The 14,167-nt window shown below is 29.5% G+C and carries 27 protein-coding genes and 1 pseudogene; all 28 read right to left on the reverse strand.

All coding sequences use genetic code 11. The features are described 5' to 3' along the window. Nucleotides 1-241 precede the first annotated feature (241 nt). Entirely contained in the window at nt 242-613 is a 372-nt protein-coding gene (gene rplQ, locus UAT33_02315) for a 50S ribosomal protein L17 (protein XBC43761.1), read from the reverse strand. 43 nt (nt 614-656) lie between these two features. Next, nucleotides 657-1,646 (reverse strand): DNA-directed RNA polymerase subunit alpha, encoded by a 990-nt coding sequence (rpoA, locus tag UAT33_02320; GenBank protein ID XBC43762.1) that lies wholly within the window; start codon nt 1,644-1,646, stop codon nt 657-659. A 24-nt stretch (nt 1,647-1,670) separates the two neighbouring features. After that, nucleotides 1,671-2,291, reverse strand: coding sequence for a 30S ribosomal protein S4 (gene rpsD, locus UAT33_02325; GenBank protein XBC43763.1), 621 nt, complete (start codon nt 2,289-2,291; stop codon nt 1,671-1,673). 26 nt (nt 2,292-2,317) lie between these two features. Then, entirely contained in the window at nt 2,318-2,707 is a 390-nt protein-coding gene (rpsK, locus tag UAT33_02330) for a 30S ribosomal protein S11 (GenBank protein XBC43764.1), read from the reverse strand. A 15-nt stretch (nt 2,708-2,722) separates the two neighbouring features. Next, nucleotides 2,723-3,079 (reverse strand): 30S ribosomal protein S13, encoded by a 357-nt coding sequence (gene rpsM, locus UAT33_02335; protein XBC43765.1) that lies wholly within the window; start codon nt 3,077-3,079, stop codon nt 2,723-2,725. A 120-nt stretch (nt 3,080-3,199) separates the two neighbouring features. Next, nucleotides 3,200-3,316 (reverse strand): 50S ribosomal protein L36, encoded by a 117-nt coding sequence (gene rpmJ / locus UAT33_02340; protein XBC43766.1) that lies wholly within the window; start codon nt 3,314-3,316, stop codon nt 3,200-3,202. Nucleotides 3,317-3,342: 26 nt separating this feature from the next. Then, nucleotides 3,343-4,668, reverse strand: a complete 1,326-nt coding sequence (gene secY / locus UAT33_02345; GenBank protein ID XBC43767.1) for a preprotein translocase subunit SecY — start codon at nt 4,666-4,668, stop codon at nt 3,343-3,345. 12 nt (nt 4,669-4,680) lie between these two features. Beyond that, on the reverse strand, nt 4,681-5,115 hold the full coding sequence (gene rplO / locus UAT33_02350) for a 50S ribosomal protein L15 (protein ID XBC43768.1): 435 nt from the start codon (nt 5,113-5,115) through the stop codon (nt 4,681-4,683). A gap of 11 nt (nt 5,116-5,126) precedes the next feature. Then, complete coding sequence (gene rpmD / locus UAT33_02355) at nt 5,127-5,318, reverse strand: 50S ribosomal protein L30 (GenBank protein XBC43769.1); 192 nt, start codon at nt 5,316-5,318, stop codon at nt 5,127-5,129. Nucleotide 5,319: 1 nt separating this feature from the next. Further along, nucleotides 5,320-5,823: a 30S ribosomal protein S5 gene (rpsE, locus tag UAT33_02360; protein ID XBC44116.1), complete on the reverse strand. Its 504-nt coding sequence runs from the start codon at nt 5,821-5,823 to the stop codon at nt 5,320-5,322. Nucleotides 5,824-5,843: 20 nt separating this feature from the next. Then, nucleotides 5,844-6,206 carry a 50S ribosomal protein L18 gene (gene rplR / locus UAT33_02365; protein XBC44117.1) on the reverse strand — a complete coding sequence of 121 codons (363 nt, stop codon included), beginning with the start codon at nt 6,204-6,206 and terminating at the stop codon, nt 5,844-5,846. Between the two features lie 4 nt (nt 6,207-6,210). Next, nucleotides 6,211-6,747 carry a 50S ribosomal protein L6 gene (gene rplF / locus UAT33_02370; protein ID XBC43770.1) on the reverse strand — a complete coding sequence of 179 codons (537 nt, stop codon included), beginning with the start codon at nt 6,745-6,747 and terminating at the stop codon, nt 6,211-6,213. A gap of 12 nt (nt 6,748-6,759) precedes the next feature. Beyond that, nucleotides 6,760-7,155, reverse strand: a complete 396-nt coding sequence (gene rpsH / locus UAT33_02375; protein XBC43771.1) for a 30S ribosomal protein S8 — start codon at nt 7,153-7,155, stop codon at nt 6,760-6,762. 35 nt (nt 7,156-7,190) lie between these two features. Then, nucleotides 7,191-7,496, reverse strand: coding sequence for a 30S ribosomal protein S14 (rpsN, locus tag UAT33_02380; GenBank protein XBC43772.1), 306 nt, complete (start codon nt 7,494-7,496; stop codon nt 7,191-7,193). 13 nt (nt 7,497-7,509) lie between these two features. Further along, a complete protein-coding gene (rplE, locus tag UAT33_02385; protein ID XBC43773.1) occupies nt 7,510-8,049 on the reverse strand; it encodes a 50S ribosomal protein L5 in 540 nt (179 codons plus the stop codon). A 16-nt stretch (nt 8,050-8,065) separates the two neighbouring features. Beyond that, nucleotides 8,066-8,380, reverse strand: coding sequence for a 50S ribosomal protein L24 (rplX, locus tag UAT33_02390; protein XBC43774.1), 315 nt, complete (start codon nt 8,378-8,380; stop codon nt 8,066-8,068). A 15-nt stretch (nt 8,381-8,395) separates the two neighbouring features. Continuing rightward, entirely contained in the window at nt 8,396-8,764 is a 369-nt protein-coding gene (rplN, locus tag UAT33_02395; protein XBC43775.1) for a 50S ribosomal protein L14, read from the reverse strand. Between the two features lie 142 nt (nt 8,765-8,906). Continuing rightward, the gene (rpsQ, locus tag UAT33_02400) at nt 8,907-9,161 is read right to left on the reverse strand and encodes a 30S ribosomal protein S17 (GenBank protein XBC43776.1); all 255 of its coding nucleotides are present in this window, start codon (nt 9,159-9,161) and stop codon (nt 8,907-8,909) included. Next, nucleotides 9,154-9,333, reverse strand: a pseudogene (gene rpmC, locus UAT33_02405) (50S ribosomal protein L29). Before rpmC ends, rpsQ begins: the two are co-directional and overlap by 8 nt. A gap of 13 nt (nt 9,334-9,346) precedes the next feature. Then, nucleotides 9,347-9,760 (reverse strand): 50S ribosomal protein L16, encoded by a 414-nt coding sequence (rplP, locus tag UAT33_02410; protein XBC43777.1) that lies wholly within the window; start codon nt 9,758-9,760, stop codon nt 9,347-9,349. Nucleotides 9,761-9,772: 12 nt separating this feature from the next. Continuing rightward, nucleotides 9,773-10,474 (reverse strand): 30S ribosomal protein S3, encoded by a 702-nt coding sequence (rpsC, locus tag UAT33_02415; protein XBC43778.1) that lies wholly within the window; start codon nt 10,472-10,474, stop codon nt 9,773-9,775. Between the two features lie 18 nt (nt 10,475-10,492). Beyond that, on the reverse strand, nt 10,493-10,828 hold the full coding sequence (gene rplV, locus UAT33_02420; protein ID XBC43779.1) for a 50S ribosomal protein L22: 336 nt from the start codon (nt 10,826-10,828) through the stop codon (nt 10,493-10,495). Nucleotides 10,829-10,842: 14 nt separating this feature from the next. Continuing rightward, on the reverse strand, nt 10,843-11,121 hold the full coding sequence (gene rpsS / locus UAT33_02425; GenBank protein ID XBC43780.1) for a 30S ribosomal protein S19: 279 nt from the start codon (nt 11,119-11,121) through the stop codon (nt 10,843-10,845). A 17-nt stretch (nt 11,122-11,138) separates the two neighbouring features. Further along, nucleotides 11,139-11,960 carry a 50S ribosomal protein L2 gene (rplB, locus tag UAT33_02430; protein ID XBC43781.1) on the reverse strand — a complete coding sequence of 274 codons (822 nt, stop codon included), beginning with the start codon at nt 11,958-11,960 and terminating at the stop codon, nt 11,139-11,141. A 24-nt stretch (nt 11,961-11,984) separates the two neighbouring features. Beyond that, nucleotides 11,985-12,287: a 50S ribosomal protein L23 gene (gene rplW / locus UAT33_02435; protein ID XBC43782.1), complete on the reverse strand. Its 303-nt coding sequence runs from the start codon at nt 12,285-12,287 to the stop codon at nt 11,985-11,987. After that, on the reverse strand, nt 12,284-12,889 hold the full coding sequence (rplD, locus tag UAT33_02440) for a 50S ribosomal protein L4 (protein ID XBC43783.1): 606 nt from the start codon (nt 12,887-12,889) through the stop codon (nt 12,284-12,286). The genes rplW and rplD overlap by 4 nt, the downstream gene beginning before the upstream one ends. Beyond that, nucleotides 12,873-13,535: a 50S ribosomal protein L3 gene (rplC, locus tag UAT33_02445; protein ID XBC43784.1), complete on the reverse strand. Its 663-nt coding sequence runs from the start codon at nt 13,533-13,535 to the stop codon at nt 12,873-12,875. The genes rplD and rplC overlap by 17 nt, the downstream gene beginning before the upstream one ends. A 37-nt stretch (nt 13,536-13,572) precedes the next feature. Then, a complete protein-coding gene (gene rpsJ / locus UAT33_02450) occupies nt 13,573-13,887 on the reverse strand; it encodes a 30S ribosomal protein S10 (GenBank protein ID XBC43785.1) in 315 nt (104 codons plus the stop codon). Nucleotides 13,888-14,167 lie beyond the last annotated feature (280 nt).

Genomic DNA, 14,167 nt, shown 5'->3' on the forward strand with positions numbered 1-14,167 from the left:
ATAAAATATATAAAGTTAAATACATAATAGAAAATTATTAAATAATAAACCCTAAATCATTTATAATAAAAATATAAATCTTGTAATACGTTTAAAAAAATACATATTAATTTTATAAATATCTTAAAGTTAAATGTTAAAAAACAGAACGGCATGTAATGCCGTTTGTTATCAAAATATACTAATTTACTATATATAATAGAAATATATTCATTTTATTTAAAAAGCTTATCTTATGTATTTATTTTTGTTTCTTCAATCTATTGACTAATTGAATATACGCCATAGGTGCTTTATCACCAAAACGATAACCACATTTTAATACTCGAGTATATCCACCTAATCTATTTAAAAAACACGGACCTATGTCACTAAATAATTTAGAAACTATATCACTGTTCCTAATTTTAGAAAATACTAAACGCCTATTAGAAATTGAATTTACCTTAGATCGAGTTATCAAAGGTTCTACTATACGACGTAATTCTTTTGCTTTAGCTAACGTTGTTTTTATTATTTCATAATTTAATAACGCACATGCCATATTATTTAGCATAGACTTTACGTGGACACTATTTCTATTAAATCGACGACCAATTTTTTTATGTCTCATAAAAATGTAATCCTATCATGTAAATCTTAAAATACAATTTAATTTAATCATCTGAAATACTTATAGGAGGCCAATTTTCTAATCGCATACCTAGAGATAAATTTCTTATTGCTAATACATCTTTGATTTCAGTTAAAGATTTTTTTCCTAAATTAGGAGTTTTAAGTAATTCTACTTCAGTCTTTTGTACCAAATCTCCAATATAATGTATAGCTTCTGCTTTTAAACAATTAGCAGATCTCACTGTTAATTCTAAATCATCAACTGAACGAAGTAAAATAGGTTCAAATTCTGGTTTCTCTTCTTTAATCTCTGGTGCACGTATATCTCTTAAATCTACAAATGCTTCTAATTGATTTGATAAAATTGTAGCAGCACGACGAATAGCTTCTTCTGGATCAATAGTACCATTAGTCTCCATTTCAATTATTAACTTATCTAAATCAGTACGTTGAGCCACTCGAGCAGCTTCCACATTATATGCAATACGTTCTATTGGACTATAACATGCATCTACTAATAATTTCCCTATAGAATGTTCTCTATCTATTAAATTCATTCTAGAAGCAGCAGTAACATAACCTCTTCCTATTTCTATCTTAATCCTCATAACAATTGATACATTATCGTAAGTTAAATTACAAATAATATGATCAGGATTAATAATTTCTACATCACTATTATGTTTAATATCAGATGCTTTTACTACTCCTATCCCAGATTTATTAAGAGAAAGAACAACTTGACTTCTCCCGTACAACTTAACTGCTAATCCTTTTAAATTTAGTAAAATTTCAATAATATCTTCTTTAATGCCTTCTTTAGTACTATATTCATGAAGTACTCCATCAATTTCTACTTCCGTTACTGCGCAACCAGGCATAGAAGATAATAAAATTCGACGTAAAGCATTACCAAGAGTATGACCAAATCCGCGTTCTAACGGTTCAAGAGTAATTTTCGCATGCGTTATGCTAATATGTTCAATATCTACTAATCTCGGTTTTAAAAATTCATTTACAGAACTCTGCATTATTTTTCCTCTTTAATCTACATCTTATTTAGAATAAAGTTCAATAATTAAATGTTCATTAATTTCTGCAGATAAATTAGAACGCTCAGGAATTTGCTTAAATGTACCCTCCATTTTAGACGTATTTATTTCTATCCAAGACGAAATTTCACGTTGTTCTGCTAATTCTAAAGATGCTTTTACACGAGATTGTTTTTGCGATTTTTTACAAATGCTTATAACATCACCACAAGAAACTTGATAAGAAGGAATATTAACCATATTGTTATTTACTAAAATTGATTTATGACTTACTAATTGACGAGCCTCAGACCGCGTAGTAGCAAATCCTATTCTATATACTACATTATCTAAACGACTTTCCAATAAAATTAATAAATTTTCTCCTGTATTACCTTTTAATCTAACAGATTTCTTATAGTAATTTCGAAACTGTGATTCTAATATGCCATATAAACGCCGAACCTTTTGTTTTTCTCGTAATTGCATACCATAATCTGATAAACGCGATTTTTTAGAACCATGTTGACCTGGAAATTGTTCTAATTTACATTTGGAATCAATTGTTCGTATTCCAGACTTTAAAAATAAATCTGTTCCTTCTCTACGAGATAACTTTAACTTTGGCCCTAAATATCTTGCCACTTTTTATCTCCTAATCTAAAAATAATCTATACTCGACGTTTTTTAGGTGGACGACAACCATTATGAGGAATAGGAGTAACATCAGTAATGTTAGTAATACGGAAACCAGCAGAATTTAAAGCCCTAATTGTTGATTCTCTTCCTGGCCCAGGACCCTTTACCATTACTTCTAAATTTTTAACTCCATAATCTTTTACCATTTCTGAACAACGTTCAGCAGCAACTTGAGCTGCAAAAGGAGTAGATTTCCTTGATCCTCTAAAACCAGATCCTCCTGCAGTAGCCCATCCTAAAATATTCCCTTGTCTATCAGTGATAGACACAATAGTGTTATTAAAAGAAGCATGAATGTGTGCTATACCATCTAATATTTGTTGTTTAGTACGTTTTTTAATACGAACCGGTTCTTTTGCCATCATATAGACCTTATATTATTTTTTTACTAGTTTACGAAAATCTTTTCTAGTACGAGCATTAGTTTTAGTCCTTTGACCACGAACTGGAAGGTTTTTCCGATGACGTAATCCTCGATAACAACCAAGATCTACTAAGCGTTTTATATTTAAATTAGTTTCCCGACGAAGATCACCTTCAACGATAAACTTAAGTACCTCATTCCTCAATGATTCTACTTGACTTTCAGTTAAATTATGTACTTTAATATTTTCATTTATACCTGTTAAAGTACAAATTGATTTAGATCGTTTTTTACCTATACCATATATATTCATTAATGCAACAACGATATGTTTATTATCAGGAATATTAATACCTGCTATACGTGCCATAATAAAGTCCTATTAAACATGTTATATTTATATTAATACAACTTGTACTAATATACCATATAGTTACTCGTAACTTGTTTTTTATAACTTATTACAAATAAAATAAACGTTTTTCAATAATCATCCTTGACGTTGTTTATGTTTTGGATCCGTACTACAAATAATATGAATAGTATTATTTCTACGAATAATTTTACAATTTCTACAAAGCTTCTTTACTGAAGTTCGAACTTTCATAATTATAGCCTATAATGGAAACAATTTTAAAAATTTAAATTAGATTTTTTTAATACAGATTCATACTGAGTAGACATAATATACGTTTGTATCTGAGAAATAAAATCTATAATTACCACTACAACAATTAATAGCGAAGTACCACCAAAATAAAAAGGAACCCCCATAAATATACGCATAAACTCCGGGGTCAAACAAATAAATATCATATAAATAGAACCAATCAAAGTTAATCTCAACATTATTTTATTAATATATTTAGCTGTCTGAATACCAGGTCTAATTCCAGATATAAAAGCTCCAGATTTCTTTAAATTATCTGCTGTTTCACGGGGATTAAAAACTAGTCCAGTATAAAAAAAGCAAAAAAAAGTGATAGCTATTATATAGAAAAATACATATAACGGTTGGTTAGGTTGCAAATAAAAAGAAACATTAACTAACCATTTCCAATGATGCCCTCCACCAAACCAAGATACTACAGAAACAGGAAATAATATCACACTAGATGCAAAAATTGCTGGAATAACACCTGCCATATTTAATTTTAGCGGAAGATGTGTATTTTGCTCAGAATAAATTCTACGATTATAATAATTTTTCGCATAATTAACGCTAATTTTTCTATAACTCCTTTCCATAAAAACAACAAAAAATGTAACTAAAAATACAATTGCTACAATTAAAAAAAATAACAATAAATGCAAACTACCCTGTCTAACTTTTTCTATTGTACTCCCAATAGCCACAGGTAAACCGGATACAATACCTGAAAATATTATTATCGAAATACCGTTTCCAATACCTTTTTCAGTAATTAACTCACCTAACCACATTAAAAAAATAGTACCCGTAACCAAACTAATAATAGAAATAAAATAAAAATATATATTAGGATTAATAACTAAATTATTTAATCCAGATATATTTGGTAAACTTATTGATACACCAAACGCCTGTAGTCCAGCCAATATCAAAGTAGTATATCTTATATATACATTAATTTTTTTACGACCAGTTTCTCCATCTTTCTTCATTTCTATAAATTTTGGATATACTAACGTAAGTATTTGTATAATGATTGACGCTGATATAAAAGGCATAATGCCTAATGCAAAAATTGATGCTCGACTTAAAGCTCCACCAGAAAACATATTAAACATTTCTACAAGAGTGCCTTGTTGATGTTGTAATAATTGTGACAATACTAAAGTGTCTATTCCAGGAATAGGAATAAATGATCCTATTCTAAAAATTATTAATGCAACAAAAACAAAAAAAATTCTTTTTCTTAACTCACTGTATCTAGTATTTATATTTTTAAAATTTTTTTTAACAATTTTCTCTATCATAATATCTATTAATTATTCCTGAATTGTTCCACCAGAAGATTCAATCATATTACGTGCTCCCTTTGTAATATGCAATCCACGAATGGTTAGCGGAATAGTAATATTTCCAAATAATATTATTTTAACAAATTTAACATTATTATTAACTAAATTATGCTTTTTCAACAATTTTAAATCTACTATCTTATTCGAAAACTTTGATAATTCCGATAACCTGATTTCAGTTTTCTCTTTCATTTTCATAGAAATAAACCCATATTTTGGAATACGTCTATGAAGTGGAGTTTGACCGCCTTCAAATCCTTTATTAACTTTTCCACCAGAACGAGATTTTTGACCTTTATGTCCTCTTCCTGCAGTTTTTCCTAAACCTGATCCAATACCTCGACCTTTTCTTTTACACTTTTTTCGCGAACCATTTGCCGGAGCTATACTATTTAAATACATATTAACTATTCCTAATCAACAAATACTGAAGTTACTTTCAACATATAAGATAATTGTTTTATCATTCCTCGAATAGAAGATGTATCCTGACGTTGCACTGTATGCCCTATACGACGTAAACCTAATCCAATTAAAGTAGCTTTATGTCTTGGTAATCGTCCTATTGAACTTTTGTTCTGAGTAATACTAAAATATTTAGCCATTTTATTTTACCATAATATCTTTAATTAATTTGTTACGCTTAGCTGCTATCATTGATGGAGATTTCATATTTTCTAAACCAGATATAGTTGCTCGAACTACATTAATAGGATTAGTTGATCCATAAGTTTTTGCTAATACGTTATGAACACCTACTACTTCTAAAACTGATCTCATTGCACCACCAGCAATAATACCAGTACCTTCTGAAGCCGGTTTCATAAATACATTCGAACCAGTATGAGATCCAATAATAGGATGTTGCAATGTGCTTTTGTTTAATTTAATACTAATCATGTTGCGACGTGCTTTTTCCATAGCTTTTTGAATAGCCGAAGGAACTTCACGAGCTTTTCCATATCCGAAACCTACTTTTCCATTACCATTACCTACTACTGTTAAAGCAGTAAATGAAAAAATTCTTCCGCCTTTTACTGTTTTTGAGACACGATTGACAGAAATTAATTTTTCTTTTAAATCTAAATTGTTTTTTTTATCAATGTACATTGCCATTGTATTGTTTTATCCTAAAATTGTAATCCCACTTTTCTAGCTGAATCAGCTAAAACTTGAACTCTTCCATGATATTGAAAACCAGAACGATCGAAAGAAACTTTTTTAATTCCTTTTTTTAAAGCTCGTTCTGCAATAACTCTTCCAATAATAATAGCAGCTTCTTTATTACCTGTATAACTAATTAACGGTAATAATTTTTTTTCAAGAGTAGAAGCAACTACCAAAACTGAAGCATCACCAGGAGAAATAATTTGTGCGTAAATATGTTTAGAAGTACGATGGATAACTAAACGAATAGATCGTAATGATTTTAGTTTACATCGTACTTTAGTTGCTCTACGAATACGAGCTTTCTTTTTATTAACTAAAGACATCATATTATTTCTTTTTAGCCTCTTTTATACGTATAACTTCATCATTATAACGAATTCCTTTCCCTTTATATGGCTCTGGTACTTTATAAGATCTTATATCAGCTGCTACTTGTCCAACTAATTGTTTATCAGCTCCTTTAATAACGATTTCTGTTGAAGATGGGCATTCTATAGTAATACCTACTGGAACAAAATATTTAATTATATGAGAACAACCTAAATATAAATGAATCACATTAGTATTAATTATCGAAACCCTATAACCAACCCCTAATAATTGTAGTTTTTTAGAAAATCCTATTGTTACACCAATAATCATAGAATTAACTAATGATCTGGAAGTTCCGGCTTGTGCCCAACCTTTATAAGAATCAATTCTACTTTTAAAAATTAAATTATTATTCACATGAGTCACTAATACGCTATTATTTATAATATAATTAAGAGAATAATTGTCTTTTGTAACTGTGATATTCTGTTCAACTAATACAACATTAACTCCAGAAGGAACTACAATTAATTTTTTTGCTATACGAGACATATTTTTTTCCAATTAAGCCACATAACACATGATTTCACCACCAAGCGAAGCTCGACGTGCTGATTTATCAGTCATAACCCCTTTTGAAGTAGAAATAATAGCTATACCTAATCCAGCCATAACTTTTGGTAACTTATTCTTTCGATTATAAATTCGTAAACTAGGAGAACTAATTCTTCTTATATCTTCAATTACCGGTTTTCCACAAAAATATTTTAAAACTAATTCTAATTGAGGTTTAATAGAATCATTTTTTATAATATAATTTTTTATATATCCTTCCTCCTTTAATACAATGCTAATTGCTATTTTTAATTTTGAAGAAGGCATAGTTACTGATATTTTATTAGCTGTTTGACTATTTCGAATTCTAGTCAACATATCTGCTATAGGATCTTGCATAGTCATAATCATCACTCCAAAAAAATTAACAATTTAAATTTTTACCAACTAGCTTTTTTTAATCCAGGAATTTCACCTCTCATAGCTGCTTCTCTAACCTTAATTCTACTTAATCCAAACTTCCTTAAAAAAGCGTGTGGACGACCAGTTTGACGACACCGGTTACGTTGACGAATAGGACTAGAATCACGTGGAAATGTTTGTAATTTTAACATAGCATTCCAACGATCTTCCTTAGAAATTGTTAAATTGGATATAATAGATTTTAAACGATGTCGTTTTAAAAAAAATTTACTAGCTAATTTAACTCGTTTTACTTCACGTTCTTTCATTGATTGTTTAGCCATTTTACATTGTACCTTACTTACAAAATGGAAAATTAAAAGCAGATAATAACGCATGACCTTCACGATCAGACATCGCAGTAGTAGTAATAGTGATATTTACACCTCTAATCCGATCAATCTTGTCATAATCAATTTCAGGGAAAATTATTTGTTCACGAATCCCTATACTATAATTTCCTTTCCCATCAAATGATTTTCTGGATAAACCTCGAAAATCTCGAATACGAGGTATTGCTATAACAATTAATCGTTCTAAAAAATCCCACTTTCTTTGCTTTCGCAAAGTAACTTTACAACCAATTGGACATCCTTGGCGAATTTTAAAACTAGAAATTGATTTGCGCGATTTAGTAACTAATGGTTTTTGACCAGATATTTTAGCTAAATCGGCCATAGCATTATCAAGATATTTTTTGTCTATTGATGCCAATCCTACACCCATGTTCAAAGTAATTTTATCAATTCTAGGAACTTTCATAACAGAAGAATAATTAAATTTATACATCAGTTCTTTTAATACTTTATTTTTATAATAATTTTTAAAACATGGCACTAGAAACACCTCACTTCTACTTAATAAAAATATTATTTGATTTTAAAAATCTTACTTTTTTGTCATTTTCTATTTTAAAACCAACTCGATCTGGTTTCTTTGTATCAGGATTAAAAATAGCTATGTTAGAAATATGAATGCTAGCTTCTTTTTTCTCTATTCCTCCCGTTATATTTTGATCTGGAACAGATTTTCGATGTTTTTTTACTAAATTTATGCCTTCTATGATAACTCTTTTGTTAGAAAATACTTTTTTAACTACTCCAATTTTACCTTTTTCCTTTCCAGTAATTACTACAACTTTATCATTTTTTTTAATTTTTGCTGCCATGATTGTTTATTCTCTTTATAATACTTCTGGAGCTAATGAAATAATCTTCATAAACTTTTCATTTCTAAGTTCACGAGTAACAGGACCAAATATTCTAGTACCTAACGGTTGATTATTATTATTTAATATAACACAAGAATTAGTATCAAATCTAATAATAGACCCATCAACACGCCTTATTCCTTTTTTAGTTCTAACTATAACAGCTTTATAAACTTCTCCTTTTTTTACTTTACCTCTAGGTATAGCTTCTTTAATAGCTATTTTAATGATATCCCCTATATTCGCATATCTACGACGTGAACCACCAAGAACTTTAATACACATAGCAGAACGCGCACCAGAATTATCAGCTATATTTAAAATACTTTGCTCTTGAATCATTTTATATCCTTTAAAATAAAATACACATTTAATTTAAATATATGAGTAGCACTATTATAATACACAATAATAAACTTAATAAACTAAACATGAATAGCAAATATCGAATACTATTCATGTTAATATAAAACAGTATTTATTGTTAAATAATAGCTTTTTTAACAATACGCACTAAAGTCCAGGATTTTGTTTTAGAGATTGGACGACATTCACGAATCTCTACTACATCTCCTAATGAACATTCATTGTTTTCATCATGAATATGTAATTTAGTTGTTCGTTTAATAAATTTCTTATATAACGGATGTTTAACTACACGCTCAATAGAAATAACCGAAGATTTCTGCATTTTGCTACTAACTACACAACCTAATAATGTTCTAATATTATTACTCACTATACTTTCCTCTTTTAATTAGTAAAAAATTGATTCTAGCAATATTACGACGAACTACTCGCAACAAATGAGATTTTTGCAATTTTTTAGAAGAAAGTTGTAAACGAAGACTAAACTGATCTCTTAACAAATTGAGTAATTCAGCATTTAATTCTTTTACACTTTTTTTTTTGCTTCTTCTATAATCATGATACTGTTCTCTTAATTACAAACATAGTTTTTACAGGTAATTTTGACGATGCTAATCTAAAAGCTTCTCTAGAAAGTTCTTCAGATACACCATCAATCTCATATAATATTTTTCCTGGTTGAACTAAAGCAACCCAATATTCTACATTACCTTTTCCTTTTCCCATTCTTACTTCTAGAGGTTTTTTAGTAATTGGTTTATCTGGAAAAATACGAATCCAAATTTTACCCTGTCTTTTAATAGATCGAGATATAGCTCTTCTAGCTGATTCAATTTGACTAGCTTTCAACCTACCTCTTTCAACAGCTTTTAAACCATAAGATCCAAAATTGATATCTGTATCAATAGCTAAACCTCGATTGCGACCTTTATGCATTTTTCGAAATTTTGTTCGTTTTGGTTGTAACATTAGAATTATTCCTTACTTTTTATATTTTTTATAATGTTTTTTAGACTTAGTAAGAGGTTTTTCTAATTTCGGAACAGATGTAATACCACCTAAAACTTCACCTTTAAATATCCATACTTTTACACCGATAATTCCGTAAGTAGTATAAGCTTCAGATAAACTATAATCAATGTCAGCTCTCAAAGTATGTAAAGGAACTCTACCTTCACGATACCACTCTCTCCTTGCTATTTCTACTCCACCTAAACGCCCACTAATTTCTACCTTAATACCTTTAGCTCCTTGCCTCATTGTATTCTGTACAGCACGTTTCATAGCACGTCTAAACATTACTCTACGCTCTAATTGAGAAGTAATATTGTCTGCTACTAACTTTGCATCTAATTCTGGTTTTCTAACTTCAGAAATATTGATTTGAGCAGGCACACCTGTTATGTTCGTAACAGCAATACGCAATTTTTCTACATCTTCCCCTTTTTTCCCTATAACTATTCCTGGACGCGCACTGTATATCGTTATTCGAATACTTTTTGAAGGGCGTTCAATAACAATACGAGATATAGAGGCTTTAAATAACTTTTTTTTTAAAAATTCGCGAACTTTAAAATCACTATTTAAAGTTTCAGCAAAATTTTTAGTACTAGAAAACCATATAGAGTTCCAATGCTTAATTATACCTAATCGCATACCATTAGGATGTACTTTTTGACCCATTTATTCATTCTCCAACTATTATAGATGATCAGAAACAACTATAGTAATATGACTAGTACGCTTTAAAATTCGATCTGAACGGCCTTTAGCACGTGGCATCATTCTTTTCATAGTTGGGCCTTCATCAATAAAAATTTTTTTTATTATTAAATCGTTTGCATCAATACCATTATTATGTTCTGCATTCGCAATGGCAGATTGTAAAACCTTTTTAATTAATATCGATGCTTTTTTATTACTATAAATTAAAATGTTTAAAGCATCTGAAACTTTTTGACCTCTAATTAAATCAGCTACTAACCGAATCTTCTGAGCAGATGATCGAGCTTGACGATGTCTAGCAAAAGTTTCCATATTAAATTTTCCCTCTAACGTTTTTTAACCTTCTTATCAGATACATGACCACGATACGTGCGAGTAATAGAAAACTCTCCTAATTTGTGTCCTACCATGTCTTCAGTAATAAATATCGGAATATGCTGACGACCGTTATGAACTGATATTGTTAAGCCGATCATATTTGGAAAAATAGTTGAACGACGAGACCAAGTTTTTATAGGTTTTTTATCACAATCCTTAATAGCTTTTTCAATTTTTTCAAATAATGACACATCAATAAAAGGGCCTTTTTTAAGAGAACGTGGCATTCCCTTTCCTCCTTAAATTATTTTTTACGATTTTTTACAATAAATCGATCTGTTCGCTTATTTTTTCTAGTTTTTTTCCCTTTAGTTTGTAATCCCCATGGGCTAACAGGATGTTTCCCAAAATTCCTTCCTTCACCGCCTCCATGAGGATGGTCTACTGGATTCATTGCTGTTCCTCTAACAGTAGGACGAATTCCTCGCCAACGAGAAGAACCAGCTTTTCCTAATACCATTAACATATATTCTTCATTTCCTACTTCACCAATAGTTGCTCTACATTTCGATTCTAGACGTCTTATTTCTCCAGAACGTAAACGTAAAGTAACATATTTATCTTCTTTTGAAATTAATTGAACACTTGTTCCCGCTGATCTAGCTATTTGTGCTCCTTTTCCAGGTTTCATTTCCACATTATGAATCACGGTTCCAATAGGAATATTTTTCATAGGTAATACATTTCCAATCTTTATATCAGATGATGCTCCTGAAATCACTTTCGAACCAACTTTTAAACCTTTAGAAGCCAAAATGTATTTTCGTTCTCCATCTTTATATAATATTAAAGCAAGATTTGCAGACCGATTAGGATCATATTCTAATCGCTCGACAATAGCAGGAATGTTATCTTTATTTCTTTTAAAATCAATAATTCTATACGCTTTCTTATGACCTCCTCCTATATGACGAGTAGTAATACGTCCATAATTATTTCTACCTCCACTATTGTTTTTTTTATTTATTAAAGAAGAATAAGGTTTTCCCTTATATAAATTAGAATTAACTAATTTTACAACATGACGACGACCCGGAGATGTAGGTTTACACTTAATAATAGCCACTATCGGATTTTCCTTATTTCTCTTTTATTCTGTATTTCCAATAAAATTAACATTCTGTCCTTTTTTCAAAGAAACATAAGCTTTTTTCCAATCACTTAAATGACCTATACAATTATTCTTACGCTTCTTTTTTCCTTTTACAATCAATGTATTAATACAATTTACCTGTACTCGAAAAAGATTTTGTATAGTTGTCTTAATTTCCAATTTAGTTACATGAATAGGCACTTTTACTACTACAGTATTGAATTTTTCCGAAGAAATAGAAGATTTTTCAGAAATATGCGGAGAAAAAAATACTTTTAAAAGCTTTATTTTATCAATCATAGTAATAACTTCTCTATTTGTTTAATAGCTTCAGAAGTAATAATAATATTTTTATAAGTTATTAAATTCATTGGATCAATAATATTAATAGATTTAGCATTTATTCTATATAAATTACGAGAAGCTAAAAATAAATTATCATCCCTTTTTTTTGTTATAATTAAAACATCAGATACATTTATAGATTTCAATTTACTCACTAATAACTTAGTCTTAGGTTTATCTATAGAAAAATTTTCAAAAACTAAAAGACGATTTTTACGAATTAGTTCGGAAAAAACACTTCTTAACGCACCTCGATACATCTTTTTATTAATCTTTTGATGATAATTCTTAGACTTGGCTGCAAAAGTTACACCACCCGAACGCCATATAGGACTTCTTAAAGAGCCTGCTCTTGCACGTCCAGTTCCTTTTTGGCGCCACGGTTTCTTTCCTGATCCAGATACCTCTGAACGACTTTTTTGAGCCTTAGTTCCTTGACGAGAACTAGACGAGTAAGAAACAATGACTTGATGCACTAATGCTTCATTAAAATTACAATTAAAAACAACATCAGATACATTAACAATATTTTGTTTATCTCTAAGCACTAATTCCACTATGCTTCACTCCTTTTACCTTAATCGCTGGTTTAATAATAAGATCACTTCCTTTTGAACCAGGAACTGAACCTTTTACCAGAAGCAAATTTCGTTTCAAATCAATTTTAATAATATCTAAATTTTGTACAGTCGTTCTATGATTTCCTAAGCGACCTGCCATTTTTTTACCTTTAAAAACTTTACCAGGTGTTTGATTCTGTCCAATGGAACCAGGAGCACGATGAGATAAAGAATTTCCATGGCTAGTATCTTGAGCTCGAAAATGCCATCTTTTTACTGTACCACAAAATCCTTTTCCCTTAGACTTACCAACGACATCAACTTTTTTTATATTCAAAAATAAGTTTAAATCTATGTTTTGTCCTACTTTAAAATCTGATATATTTTTAAAAATACGAAATTCCCATAAACCACGACCAGGTTTAGCACTGGATCGTAAAAAATGACCAACTTCTGATTTAATCAAATTATTACTTTTTTTTGTTCCTGTAGTAACCTGAATAGCATTATAATTATCAACATCTACAGTTTTAATTTGAACAACACGATTTTCTTGAACTTCAATCACAGTAACTGGAATAGATACACCTTCGTTTGAAAAAATACGAGTCATTCCTATTTTTTTACCAATTAAACCAATCATATTACTTTGATTCCTTTTGATCACTTAATGATACGAATTAACCCAAGCTAATTTGTACATCTACACCAGCTGCAAGATCTAATCGCATTAAAGCATCAACTGTTTTTTCAGTAGGTTCAACAATATCAATAAGACGCTTATGTGTTCGAATTTCGTACTGATCACGTGCATCTTTGTTTACATGAGGAGAAATAAGTACAGTAAACCGTTCTTTATGTGTTGGAAGAGGAATAGGTCCACGAACTTGTGCTCCAGTTCTTTTAGCTGTTTCAACAATTTCTGAAGTTGATTGATCAATTAATCTATGATCAAAAGCTTTAAGACGAATTCGTATTCTTTGGTTCTGCTGCATAAGACCAGAACTCCCATAATGTAAAAGATCATCAAACATTCTTCTTTTCAATCTTAAAAGAAATATGTTATTATTAAGTATTTAGTTTATAAAATAAGAATATATTTAAAAAAATTCAACGTAAATTACGAAAATATCACAAATTATTAAATAAAATATTCAATCATAAAATATAAATAATATTCAAATATAAATAAGTTGTAAAATATTTTAATATTAGTAACTATAATATAATGTGATATACTATGCTAACATTTAAAAATTTTCTCTAAATCATTAT

It is taken from the genome of Buchnera aphidicola (Floraphis choui) (assembly GCA_039830045.1).
GTDB lineage: Bacteria > Pseudomonadota > Gammaproteobacteria > Enterobacterales > Enterobacteriaceae > Buchnera_B > Buchnera_B aphidicola_AX.